Genomic DNA, 15250 nt, shown 5'->3' with positions numbered 1-15250 from the left:
ACGTCCAATACGCAACGTTAAGACTCATAGTTAGGTCATGAACGGTCATGTTGCGAAGATTGTTACACCATCCCGAGCGTCTGAGAGATCTGGTTCGTTGACGCCGCAGCAACCTGCCACATCCGGTGGTTACGGTGCTACCGCCAGAAACGATGCAGCCGCCTGTCTTGTTCAACCACAGCAAGAAGCGACATTGATTCCGGGATTCCTGCCTCGATCGCACCACCGCCGGGCGGTGAAGCGCGAAAACCCCGTCGACAAGGAGTCGTAAGCCATCATGGCAGATCACAAGTTTGGATTCCGCACCCGCGCATTGCACGCCGGTGGCACCCCCGATGCGGAGCACGGCGCCCGCGCAGTACCCATCTACCAGAGCACCTCATTTGTCTTCAAGGACGCCGACGACGCGGCCAACCTCTTCGCGCTGCAGAAGTACGGCAATATCTACTCGCGCATCGGCAACCCGACCGTCGCGGCTTTCGAGGAGCGCATGGCCTCGCTGGAGGGCGGCATCGGCGCTGTAGCCACCGGCTCCGGCATGGCCGCCGAGTTCGTGACCTTTGCCGCTCTGGCCCAGGCCGGCGACCACATCGTGGCCTCCTCGAAGCTCTACGGGGGAACCATCACCCAGCTTGATGTTTCGCTGCGCCGCTTTGGCATCAACACCACCTTCGTCGACTCCAATGACCCAGCCGACTTCGAAGCGGCCATTGAAGAGAACACCAAGGCGGTGTACACCGAGGTGGTGGCCAACCCCTCGGGCGACATTGCCGACCTGAAGGGCCTGGCAGAGGTGGCGCACCGCCACCTGATCCCGCTGGTGGTCGACTCCACGCTCACTCCCCCTTATATCCTGCGCCCTATCGAGCACGGGGCCGATATTGTCATCCACTCGGCAACCAAGTTCATTGGCGGCCACGGCACGACCCTCGGCGGCGTGGTCATCGAGTCCGGCAAATTCGACTGGGGCAACGGCAAGTTCCCCGCGATGACCGAACCGGTGGCCAGCTACGGCAACGTTTCCTGGTGGGCCAACTTCGGCGAATACGGCTTCCTCACCAAGCTGCGCAGCGAGCAGCTGCGCGACTTCGGCCCGGCCCTGCCGGCCCAGTCGGCATTCCAGCTCTTGCAGGGCCTGGAAACCCTGCCCCAGCGCATGGACAACCACTTGGCCAATGCCAAGCAGGTCGCCGCCTGGCTCGAAGCTGATCCACGGGTCACCTACGTGAACTACGCCGGACTGGAATCCCACCCGCAGCATGCCCACGCCACGGAACTGCTGCCCATGGGTGTCGGTTCGGTCTTCAGCTTTGGCGTGAAGGGCGGACGCCAAGCCGGCTCCAAGTTCATCGAAGCCCTGCAGCTGGCCAGCCACTTGGCCAATATCGGCGATGCCCGCACCCTGGTGCTGCACCCGGCCTCCACCACCCACCAGCAGCTCAGCGCAGACCAGCTGATTGCCGCCGGCGTCCCCGAAGACCTGATCCGCCTGTCGGTGGGCCTGGAAGATGTCGAAGACATCCTCTGGGATCTGGACCAGGCTTTGGCCGCCTCCCAGGAAGCGGTCTCCGGTTCCGCCGATGAATTTGCGGAACCCGCCTATGATGGTGCCGCGTGCGCCATTCCTGCAGCACCGAAGGGAGCCAACTAATGAGCACCACCGAACGCACCTGGGAAGGCCCGGGAGCCGCGCAACGGCTGAACATCCTGCGCGAAACCAAGTCCATCGCCATCGTGGGAGCCTCCAACAAGCCATCGCGGGCCAGCTACTTCGTAGCGACCTACCTGCTGTCCTCATCCAAGTACAAGGTGTACTTCATCAACCCGGTGCTGGATGAGATCCTGGGCCAGCCGGTGTACAAGTCCCTCGCGGACCTGCCAGAGGCTCCGGATCTGGTGGAGGTCTTCCGCAAGCATGATGACCTGCCATCGGTTTTGGATGAGGCATTGGCCGTGGGCGCGAAGACGCTCTGGCTGCAGCTGGGATCATGGCATGAGGACGTGGCCCGCCGTGCCGAGGCCGCAGGCATGAATGTCGTGATGGACCGCTGCGTGAAGATCGAACACGCCCGCTTCCACGGCGGCCTGCGCCTGGCCGGGTTCAATACCGGCGTGATTTCCTCCAAGCGCCAGGTGCTCGCCTAGGCGATCCCAGGCAGCTGGTTCGAGTGGCGGACAACCTTTATGGTTGTCCGCCACTCGCCATTTCCAGGAGGATTCAGCGCAATATTCCGCCGTGCCGCCAGGCACGCACATCGAGGCGGGCCTTGCTATGCCGCGCACCCCTTTAACCGCCACTATTGAACGTCCGGGGGACAGCCAAAGCAAACTATTTAAAGCTGATTTTCTCAGCGTACAGACCATCTACTTGGCACAATGCCAACCAATCCCACGCCAATATGCCACTTAGCCCAAAATTCCATCACTATTAGCTTGACGTTCCCACGCAATCGGGCATAAAGTCATGGAAACACAGATTCATGTGGTGCAGGTCATGAGGGATTGCGGAGGCACACTATGTTCGCCGAAGAACGACACCGGCTGATCGTCGAGCAGCTTGAGACCGACGGAAAAGTTTCCGTCGCGCAGCTGTCCGAACGCTTCGAGATCACCCGGGAAACGGTCCGCCGCGACCTGGCCCAGCTCGAATCGGAAAACTTCTTGCGCCGCGTCCACGGCGGAGCGGTCACCACCACCGAGGCAAGCACCCGCGAGGAAAGCCACCTGGTGCGCACCGCCATCCACTCCGATGCCAAGTCCCGCATCGCCCAGCGCGCCTTGAGCCTGCTGCCGGTCTCGGACGCCTCGGTCATCATCGACGCCGGCACCACCACCGAGTTCCTCGCCGAGCGCATGCTGCGCACCAACGCCAGCGCCGGCTTGGTCGTCATCACCCACGCGCTGCCTATTGCTTCGGTCCTGGTCCAGAGCCAGGCCGTCATCCTGGAGCTCATCGGCGGACGCGTCCGGGGCCTGACCGGGGCCACCTCCGGGGCGCAAACCGTTGAGGAATACTCGCGGCACCGCGCAGACATCGCCTTCATCGGCACCAACGGGCTGCACGCAGAATTTGGCCTGAGCACCCCGGATCCGCTGGAAGCCGCCGTGAAGCGTGCGCTGGTTAATAGCGCACGCCGCGTGGTGCTGCTGGCCGACAGCTCCAAGTTCGACCAGGAAACCCTGGTCTGCTTTGCCCGCCTGGAATCCATTGACACCCTGGTGACCGACCAGCAGCCCGGCGAGGAACTCGCCGCTGCCCTGGAAGCCGCAGATGTAGAGGTTGTGATCGCGTGATTGTCACCCTGACCGTCAACCCGGCCCTGGACAAGACCATTGAACTGGGCGAACCGCTCTCGCACGGCGCGGTGCAGCGCGCCACCGCCAGCCACGTGCAGGCAGCGGGCAAGGGCGTCAATGTCTCGCGCGCCATCGCCGCGGCCGGCGTGCCGACCCTGGCAGTGCTGCCCGGCGCGAGCACCGATCCGCTGATCACCGCGCTGTCCAGCGACAAGCTGGCCCACCGCACCCTGTCGATCACCGAGCCGCTGCGCACCAATATCACCCTGACCGATCCCGATGGCACCACCACCAAGATCAACGAACCCGGTCCGGCCCTGACCGCGCAGCAGCTGGCAGAGCTCGGCGGCCTGGTAGCCGAGGAGGCCGCCGGCGCCGACTGGCTGGTGCTGGCCGGTTCGCTGCCGCCGTCAGGCCCCGCAGACTTCTACGCCCAGCTCACCGCGCAACTGCGCACCAGCCTGGGCGGGAAGTGCCCGAAGATCGCGGTGGACACCTCCGGCGCTCCCTTGACCGAGCTCTTCGCCCACAGCGCGCAGCACATCCCCGATCTGATCAAGCCCAATGCCGAAGAGCTGGCTGAACTGGTCGGAGGCTACGACGAAGCGGCGCTGGAAGGCTCGATAGAGCTGGCCACCGACTGCGCCAAGAAGCTGCTGGAGACGGGCATCGGCGCGGTCCTGGCCACCCTGGGCGCCCAGGGCGCGCTGCTGGTCACCAAGCAGGGCGTCTGGCACGGATCGCACACCCCGATCACCCCGCGCAGCACGGTGGGGGCCGGCGATTCCTCGCTGGCTGGCTACCTGCTGGCAGATGTTGCAGGGGCCAGCGCCCCTGAACGGCTGAAAAACGCCGTCGCCTACGGGGCTGCCGCCACGCAGCTGCCAGGCTCCACCATCCCTACAGAATCCGATCTCACCGTTGACGCCGTCACCGTCGACGAACTTACTTCAACGCAAGGAACCGAGTCATGAGTGAACTAATCACCGCAGAGCTCGTGCTGCTCGATGCCGATCTGGGCAACAGCACGGGCGAGGTCATCGAAAAGCTGGCGTCACTGGTTGCCGAACAGGGCCGTGCCACCGATGCCGGCGCCCTGGCCGCCGACGGCAAGGCCCGCGAAGCCAAGACCGCCACCGGCGTTCCCGGCGGCATTGCCATTCCGCATTGCCGTTCGGCAGCGGTGACCGTGCCCACCTTGGCCATGGCCCGCCTGAACCCGAAGGTGGACTTCGGTGCCAAGGACGGCGAGGCCGACCTGGTCTTCTTCATCGCCGCTCCGGATGGCGCCGACCAGGCCCACCTCAAGCTGCTTTCCAAGCTCGCCCGCGCGCTGGTGAAGAAGTCCTTCACCGCCTCCTTGCGTGCCGCGCAGAGTGAAGCGCAGATCGTTGAACTGGTCCGCGACGTCGTTTCCGACGCCCCTGCCGCAGCCCCTGCCCCGGCGGCCGCTGCTCCGGCCCCGGCCGCTGAGGCAGCCGTCGGCGCTCCCAAGAAGAAGTCGATCGTTGCGGTCACCGCCTGCCCTACCGGCATCGCCCACACCTACATGGCCGCCGACTCGCTGGCCCAGACCGCCGAGGAAATGGGCGTGGACTTCGCCGTGGAAACCCAGGGCTCCTCGGGTTCCACCCCGCTGGACCCAGCGGTGATCGAGGCCGCTGACGCCGTGATCTTCGCGGTGGACGTGGATGTGCGCGACCGCGGCCGCTTCGCCGGCAAGCCGGTCATCCAGGTTCCGGTCAAGCGCGGCATCGATGAGCCGGAAAAGCTGATCAACGACGCCATCGCGGCCTCCGAGGATCCGCAGGCCCGCCGTGTTCCCGCCGGGACCACCGCAACGTCCGAGGAGAAGAACGGCTCCGAGTCCTTCGGCGCGGGCCTCAAGCGCGCCCTGCTCACCGGTGTCTCCTACATGATTCCGTTTGTCGCTGGTGGCGGCCTGCTGATCGCGCTGGGCTTCTTGCTCGGCGGCTACGCCATCACCGATGTGGCCGACCAGTACCTGACCGAGAACACCCTGTTCAACCTGCCCGATGCCGGCCTGCTGGCCTACCTCGGCGCGGTGGCGTTCAAGATCGGTGGCCTGTCCATGGGCTTCCTGGTTCCGGCGCTGGCCGGCTACATCGCCTACGCCTACGCCGACCGCCCGGGCATCGCGCCGGGCTTCACCGCAGGCGCGGTGGCCGGCTTCATGGGAGCCGGGTTCATCGGCGGCATCGTCGGCGGCTTGATCGCCGGCCTGGCCTGCCGCTGGATCAACTCGTGGAATGTTCCACGCTGGATGCGCGGGCTGATGCCCGTGGTCATCGTGCCGCTGCTGGGCTCGATCATCGCCTCGGGCTTGATGTTCCTGTTCCTCGGCGGTCCGATTGCCAAGCTGACCGAAGCCTTGAACAACTGGCTTTCGGGCATGTCCGGCACCGCCGCAGCCGTGCTCGGCCTGGTGCTCGGCCTGATGATGGCCGTCGACCTCGGCGGACCAGTGAACAAGGTGGCGTACTCCTTCGCCGTGGCCGGACTGGGTACCGCATCGCTGGCCGATAACCCCGCCCCGATGATGATCATGGCTGCCGTCATGGCCGCCGGCATGGTTCCGCCGCTGGCGATGGCCCTGGCCACCACCATCAGCGCCAAGCTGTTCACCGAGGCAGAGCGCGAAAACGGCAAGGCCGCCTGGCTGCTGGGCGCGGCATTCATTTCCGAAGGCGCCATTCCCTTCGCGGCTGCCGATCCGCTGCGCGTGATCCCGGCCTCGATGGTCGGCGCCGGTGTCACCGGCTCGCTGATCATGAGCTTCAACGTGGTCAGCCAGGCCCCGCACGGCGGCATCTTCGTCTTCTTCGCCATGAACAACACCTGGCCGCTGTTCCTGCTGGCCACCTTGATTGGTACGGTTGTCTCAGCAGCAGTGGTTATCGTTCTGAAGAAGTATGTACGCAAGGCTCCTGTCGGAGCCGCTGAACCGGCAAAGGTCGCAGCATGAGCAAGCAGTTCACCGGAGTAGGCGTCAGCGCCGGACGCGTCATCGGACACGTGCGCCGCATGCCTGAGCCAATCCTCGCCCCGGCAGATGGCGCGCCGCTGCCGCAGGGCGTGAGCCCCGAAGAGGAAACCCAGCGCCTGGCCGAGGCCTCCAAAGCCGTGGCCACCGGGCTCAAGGAACGCGCTGCGCTCGCAACCGGGGATGCGCAGGCCGTGCTGAAGGCCACCGCATTGATGGCCAGCGACCGGAGCCTGATCAAGTCGGCGACCAAGCTGGTTGCCGGTGGCACCTGCGCCGAATCGGCCATCTGGGAAGCGGCCGACGCGGTAGCGACCCAGCTGACCGCGCTGGGCGGCTACATGGCCGAACGCGCCGGGGACGTGCTGGATGTCCGTGCCCGCATCGTTGCAGAGCTGCGTGGCGTCCCGGCCCCGGGCATCCCGGATTCGGACCAGCCGTTCATCCTGGTCGCCGTGGATCTAGCCCCGGCGGACACCGCAACCCTGGATCCGGCCAAGGTGCTGGCCCTGGTCACCTCCGATGGCGGGCCGCAGTCGCACACCGCGATCATTGCCCGCTCGCTGGGCCTGCCGGCCATTGTTGCCGCACCGGACACCGTTGAGCTGGCCGACGGGGACTATGTTTTTGTCGATGGCATCGACGGCCTGGTGATCACCGACCCCAGCGCTGCCGAAGAGCACCTGGCGGCGACCTACGCCAACCGCGAAGTCCTTCCGGACTTCACCGGCACCGGCCAGCTTTCCGATGGCTATCGCGTGCCGCTGCTGTCCAATGTGGGCAGCGGCGAGGACGCGCAGCTGGCCGCCGCCGCCGGCGCCGAGGGCGTGGGCCTGCTGCGCACCGAATTCTGCTTCCTGGGCAAGGAAAAGGAACCGACCCATGAAGAGCAGGTTTCCGCATACGGCGCTGTTTTTGCGGCCTTCGGCGGCAAGAAAGTGGTGGTTCGCACCCTGGATGCCGGCGCCGATAAGCCGCTGCCATTCCTGACCGATTCCAGCGAGCCAAACCCTGCGCTGGGTGTGCGCGGCTACCGCACCGACCTGTCCAGCCCCGGCGTGCTGGAGCGCCAGCTCAAGGCCATCGCGCAAGCCACCAGCGAGCACGACGCTGATGTCTGGGTGATGGCACCGATGATCTCCACCCCGGCCGAGGCTGAAGATTTCGCAAAGATGGCCCGGGCCGCTGGCCTGGCCACCGCCGGAACCATGATCGAGGTCCCATCGGCAGCGGTACTGGCCGGCCAGATCCTGCAGCGCTGTGATTTCGTGTCCATTGGCACCAACGACTTGACCCAGTACACCATGGCTGCGGACCGGCAGCTGGGCACCTTGGCCGAGCTCAATGATCCATGGCAGCCTGCTGTGCTGCACATGGTGGCTGCCACCACCGCCGGTGCGCAAAGCGCCGGCGGCAAGCCGGTGGGCGTGTGCGGCGAAGCCGCTGCCGACCCGGCCCTGGCCGTGGTGCTGGTGGGCTTGGGTGTCACCACCCTGTCCATGAACAAGCGCGCCTTGGCTCCGGTCTCGGCGGTCTTGCGCACCGTGGACTTCGCCAAGGCGCAGCGTTTGGCCAAGATGGCCCTGGATGCGCCGTCGGCCGAACTGGCCCGCAGCGCGGTGCGCGCTGAGCTGAGCGAATTGGACCGCTTCGGCCTGTAGGCCACTAGAATTTATCCCAGACGACCGTTCACAAGATCCTGAAGGAGCCCATCATGGCAGAACGTAAAGCAATTATCGGCAGCCGCGTCGGCCTGCACGCCCGCCCGGCAGCTATCTTCGCCGAAGCCGCTTCAGAGCTTCCGGTAGAAGTCACCATCGCACTGGAAGGCGAACCAGCAGAAGACGCAATGGATGCCTCGAGCATCCTGTCGCTGATGGGCCTGGGCGCCGAGCACGGTACCACCGTGGTGCTGCGTGCCGAGGGCGACGGCGCAGATGCCGCACTGGATCAGCTGGTCACCATCTTGGAGACCGATCACGACGCTGAGTAATTCCTAGTTCGAAAATCCGGGGAACAAGCCATGGCTTGTTCCCCGTTTTTTGTGGCCAAAATACTGATTGACAGAACTCAATCACTTAGCGGATGATGATACTTACGCACTAACGTAGGAGTTTGAATGAGCGCGCTCAAGACCTCCGCGCTGCGCCTCGTCAAGCCTTTCGCCGTCCGCGATTATGCCCTGCTGGCTAGCGCTCTTGTCCTGTCGACTTTCGCCGCGGGCATGTGGACCGTGGCCATGGTCTACCAGGTGCGTCGCTTGGGCGGCGGGCCGGTGGAACTTTCAATGGTGGCCACCGCCAATGCCGTAGGCCTGCTGTGTTTTGTCCTCTTGGGCGGGATCATGGCCGACCGGCATTCCTGCCGGCGCATCGTGGTGCTGGTGGAAACCTTTTCCTTTGTGCTGATGAGCATCACCGCGGTGCTGGCCATCAGCGGCGCACTGGAACTGTGGCATCTGATGGTGGCTGGATTTCTCATCGGTTCAGGTTCAGCATTTTTCTACCCTGCGTACTCCGCCTTGCTGCCCAAGATGTTGCCATCCGAACAGCTCCTGGCCGCCAATGGCTTGGAAGGAACCGTGCGCCCCGTGGTGCACACTGCCTTGGGCCCGATGACCGCAGGATTCGTGGTGGCAGCCCTGTCCCCAGCCCACGCCATCATTGGCGTGGCACTGGTTCACCTGCTCGCCTTGCTGATGCTGCGCACGATCCCCAGCCGGGACGCATATAACGCGACGGGTCCGGCGGACGGCCAACCGCAGCCGGGCATCCTCCAGCAGCTGCGCGAAGGCATCGGCTATACGACGCGCACCCGCTGGCTGCTGTGGACCTTGCTGTTTTCGGTCGTCTCCGTGTTCACCTTCATTGGGCCTTTCGAAGTTCTGCTGCCCTTTATCGTCAGCGATAATCTGCACGGGGACGCCAAGCTCTTCAGTTTCGCCCTGGCTTTCTTCGGCCTCGGATCAGCACTCGGCTCGCTGCTGATCGCCTCCGCTAAATTCCCGCGCCGGTATCTGAGCCTGATGACAGCCTGCTGGTGTCTGGGAACGTTGCCGCTGGCCTTGGTGGGCTATGCCGAAGAAGCATGGATGCTCTTTGCCATTCTCCTGGCATTCGGCATCACCGACGCTGTGGGCATGGTCATCTGGGGAACGCTGTTGCAACGCCGAGTGCCCCGCCACCTGCTGGGCAGGATCTCCAGCTTGGACTTTTTCGTTTCGCTGGCATTGATGCCGCTATCCATGGCAGCGGCTGGACCACTGACCCAAGTCCTGAGCTTGCAGGCGATTTTCATCATCGCAGGCCTGGCTTCACCGGTGTTTGGCGTCATTGCGTGGTGGGCTGGAAAATTTGCCCGCGACGAAGCGGAGCACCCGCTCATTGACGGCCCTGCGGCTTTAGACGTCGAAAATAATTGACGAGCGGCCATCAAGCGGTGCAAGAGAATGACCCCACGCAGGTTGGCGCTCAACATTCTTCGCCGTGCGCAATTACCCGTTGCCAGCACGGGCACCGACGCCAACGAGCTCCATCTGAACCGCACCGGAAAAGCGCCACCGTGCCAACCATTCCTTTCACCGGCCACCGTGAACCCCTGAGCATCGTATGCAAGGCCTGCGATACAATCCAGAACGAGGAACACACCGAGCTGCTCAACCAGCTTCTCGACCAATCAGGCACCCACTTCGAAACCGCCGATTCCATACGCGGTGGCCGGGAAGTCTTCGTCACCATGAAACTGCCCGAGCACACGCTCGTCGGCGACGTCGACCGCGTAGACCTCTACATCGCAGCAATGAGCAGCCGCGACGGCTCCGCACCATTCCGCTTCGTTGTCACCCCAATCCGCGTAGTCTGCGCCAACACCAAACGCGCAGCGATGAATAACGCGGTCGGCACCTTCTCCATCCGCCACACGCGCAGCGCCAAGAGCAACATCGCAGCAGCCCGCCAAGCTCTGAGCCTCGCATTCAAGTTCCAAGACCCGTTCCAGCTGGCAGCCGAGCAAATGATCCAGCAGACCATGGCAGAAGACCACTTCCGCAAATACTTCGAAAATCCCTTCCCTGCCCCATCTAAGGACGCCACCACCCGCGTCCACGACACCTACCGCGAAAAGCGCAACACCCCGACTTCCTCTTCACTGAAGCCAGCACCAACGACCCTATCCGGGGCACCCGCTGGGCTGGATACCAGGCAGTCACCGAATACATCGACCACTACGCACCGACCCAGCGCAACCAGTGGGCAGACGACGAAAACACCGCCCGTGCCCTCTCCAGCCTCGGCAAGAACTCCGTCAACCTCAAAACACCAAGCCTTCGCTCTCGCTAACGCCTAGCCATCCTCCTAAAGCCGGGAAACCAGGATTTCCCGGCCTTCGCCATGCCCACAGCACTCCAACCACCCATCGGCGAGCGCTAGCGGGGCTCTGCGCGTGTTCTGTGGCTGGTTGCTGGGTTGGTGGCGCGGGAGGTGTGTGCGGTTGGTCTGGTTGCGGTTCTCGCCGCCTGGAGGAACGTTCTACCGTAGGGGCGGTATGTCCCCCATGGGGTGGCCAGGGCGGAGATCTGCTGCAGGTAGAATGCTGTGGCGGTATGTCTTAGGTATCCCTGCCTGGTGTGTTCAAGGTGCCACTGGTGGTGGATCGAGCTTCGCTTAGCGTGCAGCACTACGAGATTTTAATTCTAGGTTATACGGGTATATTTACTGATTTTTCAGTGTTTTTATGATTCATCATCTGGTGATTTTCTTGGATGTCGGCTGCTGGTTACCCTTTTGTTCCGGGTTTCACCTGGCTGCCCGAAGGTTGGGACATACCGTCCTTGACGAGAGGGCTCCGGCACGAGGCAGCGACCAGGTGCCGGGGTGCTTGCTTTCTCGGCGAGCGCCGGCGGGGTACACGCGACGTGGTAGGTCTTGGGTGCCAAGTGGTCGAGGTGCCGGCGTCAGTGGCTGACCTGGTGGAAGACGTACTGTTGGCGGCCGAGGGCCAGTGGGTTGGCGCCTTCCTGGCAGGTCTGTGCGATGAGACGTGAGATGTGCCGCGGTATCAGTCGATAACCGAGGACCTGGTTGAGAGATAGCGCCCGCGGCAGGATCTGCTGCACGAGACGCGAAGGCGGTATGTCCCCTCCCTGGGTCCGCTGCAAGCGCTGCTGGAGTGGCCGGTATGCTAGAAGGGTTCCCCAGGAGAACACACGCCCGGTAGTGCTCGGACGCTGCCATATTCGGTGGGCCTGAAGGGTGGGATGCCCGTTCCTGGATTGCTTTGCCGTACCCAATAGTTATGCACTCCCTTTGACATCTACGGCTGCAGCCCGAGCTGCGCGCCGTTGAATGGATCAGGCAATGCCTCACATCAATGACCGAACCGACTTCAACACTGCTGCTGGGCTCTTTGCCATTCCACGGGCGCACCTGGTGAGGAAATGGACACATGGGAAGCTGTGCCTCGATGATGTTCCCGAAGAGCAAGCGAAGTTCAACGGGATGGTTTTCCAGAATGTCGTATCGCCACAAGCAAGCCTGCCCTGGGATCGAGGTATCGGACGGACCTTTACAGATTTAGTCTCCTACTTCAACTGGATCTCCCCCGAAAACGATCGCTATCTGATCAACGTTTCAGTAGCAAGCAGAGTCGTCTCCTACCTGCTTCCCTACACCGGCCACGATGCTTCCGGAAACACCGTAGTTTCAGGCTTTCCCGGGCTGCGCCTGCGTGAAGTGCGACGTCATTCCTACGTGTTGCAGCATCTGCCAACCGGCGGGCTACTTGAAATCTCTGACTCAGCTGGCGGCCCGACTCAGAACCCCATCGTTCGAGACCTCTCCGAGCTCGAATACGAGATGGATGTATCCCGTGATGCCCCCTCAGCCGGCTGGACACCGGTCTGGTCCACTCGTGAACGAGTTCCCGGGGAGATGCGTCTTTTCGATGCCTTGATGCAACCCTCTAAGCTCTTGTCTTCGTTGGCGGCCCGGGCTGATCTTTTGCTTAGGATCGGTCAGCGCGTAGAGCTAATCCGTCGGCATCGAGCGCCTTCCTCGCTTGGAAAATTGGTGTGGTATGAAGTAGATACCCGATTGGCCGACAAAGTTCCCGACGTGATGGATTTGCTCACGGGCAAACACCTCGGCATCCCAGGGGCCGAGGCAGTGGTTGGAGCTGGAGGCGAACGCTTCCTGAAACTAGGCGATGAGAGTATCGGCATCCACGACCCGCGGTACATACGCCCAGCGCTCCGCAGGCTGATACAGAAAAACTCGACCGAGCAATAAAACGCTGGCCGTACCCACTGGTGGTTTGTTCCTCTGAAGGACAATGCGCCTGGCTTCCTTCAAGAGGACATACCGTCACTAGCTGCCGGCGGCGCCTTTCTCGACGAGCTCGACATCGAAGGACCCCCGGATCAATGCTTTCGATCCAGGCGATGGCTTCACGGATCGTTTCGGCTGCATGGTCCATTGTTGCGACCTGGCTGAATAGGCTACCAGTCCGATGAGTGATTAGACCGGGTGATCATGACGATCTGCTATGTGCAGTTGTGGTTATGGATAACGAGCACGAATGCGTCACCACTGATAGCCTTAGAACACCAACTGTAGAGAGCAATCTCTTCGGTATCGCCTCACCCGCAGGCCAGAAGCGGGCACTTGATGCGTGAGTCTCACTAGAGGCTTTGCTCATGCGTTTTGTGCTCGACAACAACGGGCGCGCCCATGCTTTGGGTGGGAAGCGAGGTGATATCAGATGAACGATTCTAATAGCTGCGTGCATTGCACAGGCAAGCAGAAAGCCACAACCTACATCGGTTTAGTCTTGAACGGACTCCGAGTGATCGTGGCTTTCGTAAGGCTTTATTTAGGATGGTAACCAGTTTGGTTTTCTGACCTAATGGTTTTCGAACCGCAGTGTAGGTCTGGTGTTGCAGCACCAGGCCTACGGCTGTTTAACAACCTAAATCTCGAAAAAGATGAGCGCGTTCACTCTTCTCATTCTCTCTACCCATAGTTTACGTATGGATACCTTTAGTGTGGCAGTTCTGCAACAACATGGCAACCGCGGTTGTCAACGTATAGTTATACGGGCAAAAGAAGCCTAGTTCACTGCTGCTAGGAGCAGCTTACCCATCCACCTGAACACTGGTACCGCGCACTAACGAACTGCTCCCAAAGACAAAGCCGATCTGTTGGTGCTGATCATTCTTTAATTGACCAAATCGTTCGGGCAATCTAGAAAGTAGGGACATACCTTTTGTGACATTTGAGCATCGGCATAAATCGGACGAAAGCGTAGGTCGAGATACTGGATTTCCTTGAAGGAAGAACCAATCATGCCTCCTTCACCCAGGCTATTTCAGCTCAATTGACGTCACGACAACACTCTCAAGGAGGCACTGCCAATGAAGAACAAGCTTCTTTTAACAGGAAAGAGATCGCTGTTCTGGTTGATTACGCCGGGATGGGGGCTGTTTATCTCTTGGTTCATTGTCTGGGTAATATCGGCAAACATCAGCAATCTTCTCGGATCTGCAGTTCTTTTTGGAAGCTTCGCACTCCTCCTCGCCTTGATGTTCAGCATCGGAGCTTATATTCCGCCAGCTAAACCGCTAAAAGAGATTTCCGCGTTAGGAGCACGAATTTCCGAACTTCTGAAGGTAGTATCTGGCGCAGCGCTCTTCGGGTCAGCTGCGGCTTATGGTGGAATTGTCAGCCTCTCCCTGAGCAAGATGTCCGAAAAGCAAGCCATCTCAGTCGAAACCACCTGGGGAATTATCGAACCCATCGTTACTGCATCGTTCTTGCTTGGAGCAACAATCGTCGGTACTCGTCTTGGCTGGGACCTTTTGAGGACACCATGGCAAGTTCAACAGGACTCTCTTCACCGGCTAAAAGTGAGGTTATTCCCTGACGGGAATCAAGGTGTTTTCCTTTCCTGGGTTTCCCGTCTCGTTCTCTTATGTGGACGTAGGGGAATTTTCATGATCGTTGGGTTCTGCGCACCAGTAGTCATCTACCTAGGTCTGCTGTTCCTTCTGGAGAACTACCCGCCAATGCAAGAGTTCTCCAACATCTTCACTCGTTGATCGCTTCAAAGCCTTCGAGGAATGGAGGTACTTTGCGCGTCCCCTCGTGGTCCAGTCTTCTCCGGGAAGATACGTCCCTGTGGTGACAGCTCTTAGGCGTGAAGGATTCAGGGAGCACGAACCGGGGCCTTTGTACACCAGAGACTATAGCTCCGCCGGTATATCGGCGCTCCTCCGATCCAGGCGATGGCCTCCCGGATCGTTTCGACCGCTTGGTTCAAGTCTGCGATCTGGCTGATCGTGGCCGGGGCCTGCACGCACTACCAAGAAGACCACCAGTGGCCAGCCGGTTCAGCTTCCACCGAGTACACAGGCTTTCTCAACAAGCGCTCCCCACTTCCCCAGTGCTCCGGCGCTACAAGCCCAAACTTTCGGCGAGCACACAACGATATGGGGCGGGGCGAGTGTGGGACGTACTATCTTCGGGCGGCTTCGTGCTGGTTCTGCTTCTTGGAGCTGCGAGACTCGGGGCATACCGTCAGCGGAGAACGAGGGGTATCTGGGTCAATGCTTTAGCCGTGGCCCAGGAACATGGAGTCGTTATTCTTCTCCGGGCTCGCTCCAGTCCAGGGCCGCAGCGAGGTGCTCCGCATCAGGCAAGGCTCGTTGCTCTGTGACTGGCAGCGTTTCGTAGGTGTAGGTAGAGACGGCCATAGGCGTGCTGGATTGGCTCAGTGCGTAGAGCACTGTGTGGTCGTTGCGGCTGCCGCAAATCAGAATCCCCACCGTAGGAGCGTTGCTGCCCATCTGGCTCAGCTGATGAGGTGTACACCGGCAATCCCACCAGGCGGCCCTCGCCTCTCCCTGAGCGTGGTTAATAGTGCTGGAATACGTCATCTCCGTGTTGTTGCCGATGA

General features: G+C 61.6%; 12 protein-coding genes. 11 read left to right on the top strand and 1 reads right to left on the bottom strand.

Annotated features, from left to right (window positions below):
• The first annotated feature begins 277 nt into the window (after positions 1–277).
• The 11 genes from AOZ07_RS01645 to AOZ07_RS01590 all read left to right on the top strand — a co-directional run bounded on the left by AOZ07_RS01645 (position 278) and on the right by AOZ07_RS01590 (position 14393).
• A complete protein-coding gene (locus AOZ07_RS01645) occupies positions 278–1651 on the top strand; it encodes an O-acetylhomoserine aminocarboxypropyltransferase/cysteine synthase family protein (protein ID WP_060700414.1) in 1374 nt (457 codons plus the stop codon).
• The gene (locus AOZ07_RS01640) at positions 1651–2145 is read left to right on the top strand and encodes a CoA-binding protein (protein WP_060700413.1); all 495 of its coding nucleotides are present in this window, start codon (positions 1651–1653) and stop codon (positions 2143–2145) included. Before AOZ07_RS01645 ends, AOZ07_RS01640 begins: the two co-directional genes overlap by 1 nt.
• 372 nt (positions 2146–2517) lie before the next feature.
• A complete protein-coding gene (locus AOZ07_RS01635; protein ID WP_060700412.1) occupies positions 2518–3294 on the top strand; it encodes a DeoR/GlpR family DNA-binding transcription regulator in 777 nt (258 codons plus the stop codon).
• On the top strand, positions 3291–4271 hold the full coding sequence (locus AOZ07_RS01630; RefSeq protein ID WP_060700411.1) for a 1-phosphofructokinase family hexose kinase: 981 nt from the start codon (positions 3291–3293) through the stop codon (positions 4269–4271). Before AOZ07_RS01635 ends, AOZ07_RS01630 begins: the two co-directional genes overlap by 4 nt.
• Positions 4268–6283 (top strand): PTS fructose transporter subunit IIABC, encoded by a 2016-nt coding sequence (locus AOZ07_RS01625; RefSeq protein WP_060700410.1) that lies wholly within the window; start codon positions 4268–4270, stop codon positions 6281–6283. Before AOZ07_RS01630 ends, AOZ07_RS01625 begins: the two co-directional genes overlap by 4 nt.
• Entirely contained in the window at positions 6280–7962 is a 1683-nt protein-coding gene (gene ptsP, locus AOZ07_RS01620; protein ID WP_060700409.1) for a phosphoenolpyruvate--protein phosphotransferase, read from the top strand. Before AOZ07_RS01625 ends, ptsP begins: the two co-directional genes overlap by 4 nt.
• 53 nt (positions 7963–8015) lie before the next feature.
• Positions 8016–8294, top strand: coding sequence for an HPr family phosphocarrier protein (locus AOZ07_RS01615; protein ID WP_060700408.1), 279 nt, complete (start codon positions 8016–8018; stop codon positions 8292–8294).
• A gap of 126 nt (positions 8295–8420) precedes the next feature.
• Positions 8421–9722, top strand: coding sequence for an MFS transporter (locus tag AOZ07_RS01610; protein WP_060700407.1), 1302 nt, complete (start codon positions 8421–8423; stop codon positions 9720–9722).
• Between the two features lie 140 nt (positions 9723–9862).
• Positions 9863–10645, top strand: coding sequence for a DUF932 domain-containing protein (locus AOZ07_RS01605; protein ID WP_060700406.1), 783 nt, complete (start codon positions 9863–9865; stop codon positions 10643–10645).
• A 998-nt stretch (positions 10646–11643) separates the two neighbouring features.
• Positions 11644–12585, top strand: a complete 942-nt coding sequence (locus AOZ07_RS01595) for a hypothetical protein (protein WP_194943746.1) — start codon at positions 11644–11646, stop codon at positions 12583–12585.
• Positions 12586–13709: 1124 nt separating this feature from the next.
• Positions 13710–14393, top strand: coding sequence for a hypothetical protein (locus AOZ07_RS01590; RefSeq protein ID WP_060700403.1), 684 nt, complete (start codon positions 13710–13712; stop codon positions 14391–14393).
• Between the two features lie 540 nt (positions 14394–14933).
• On the opposite strand, the gene AOZ07_RS19000 is transcribed toward AOZ07_RS01590, so the two are convergent.
• Positions 14934–15119: a hypothetical protein gene (locus AOZ07_RS19000; protein ID WP_236995237.1), complete on the bottom strand. Its 186-nt coding sequence runs from the start codon at positions 15117–15119 to the stop codon at positions 14934–14936.
• Between the last annotated feature and the right edge of the window lie 131 nt (positions 15120–15250).

Source organism: Glutamicibacter halophytocola (assembly GCF_001302565.1).
GTDB classification, from domain to species: domain Bacteria; phylum Actinomycetota; class Actinomycetes; order Actinomycetales; family Micrococcaceae; genus Glutamicibacter; species Glutamicibacter halophytocola.
This window is presented reverse-complemented; position numbering and strand designations above follow the sequence as displayed.

Bases quoted from the DNA above. Each gene is read 5' to 3' on its own strand.
- AOZ07_RS01645 (WP_060700414.1), top strand. From the start codon at position 278: ATGGCAGATCACAAGTTTGGATTCCGCACCCGCGCATTGCACGCCGGT.
- AOZ07_RS01640 (WP_060700413.1), top strand. From the start codon at position 1,651: ATGAGCACCACCGAACGCACCTGGGAAGGCCCGGGAGCCGCGCAACGG.
- AOZ07_RS01635 (WP_060700412.1), top strand. From the start codon at position 2,518: ATGTTCGCCGAAGAACGACACCGGCTGATCGTCGAGCAGCTTGAGACC.
- AOZ07_RS01625 (WP_060700410.1), top strand. From the start codon at position 4,268: ATGAGTGAACTAATCACCGCAGAGCTCGTGCTGCTCGATGCCGATCTG.
- ptsP (WP_060700409.1), top strand. From the start codon at position 6,280: ATGAGCAAGCAGTTCACCGGAGTAGGCGTCAGCGCCGGACGCGTCATC.
- AOZ07_RS01615 (WP_060700408.1), top strand. From the start codon at position 8,016: ATGGCAGAACGTAAAGCAATTATCGGCAGCCGCGTCGGCCTGCACGCC.
- AOZ07_RS01610 (WP_060700407.1), top strand. From the start codon at position 8,421: ATGAGCGCGCTCAAGACCTCCGCGCTGCGCCTCGTCAAGCCTTTCGCC.
- AOZ07_RS01595 (WP_194943746.1), top strand. From the start codon at position 11,644: ATGGATCAGGCAATGCCTCACATCAATGACCGAACCGACTTCAACACT.
- AOZ07_RS01590 (WP_060700403.1), top strand. From the start codon at position 13,710: ATGAAGAACAAGCTTCTTTTAACAGGAAAGAGATCGCTGTTCTGGTTG.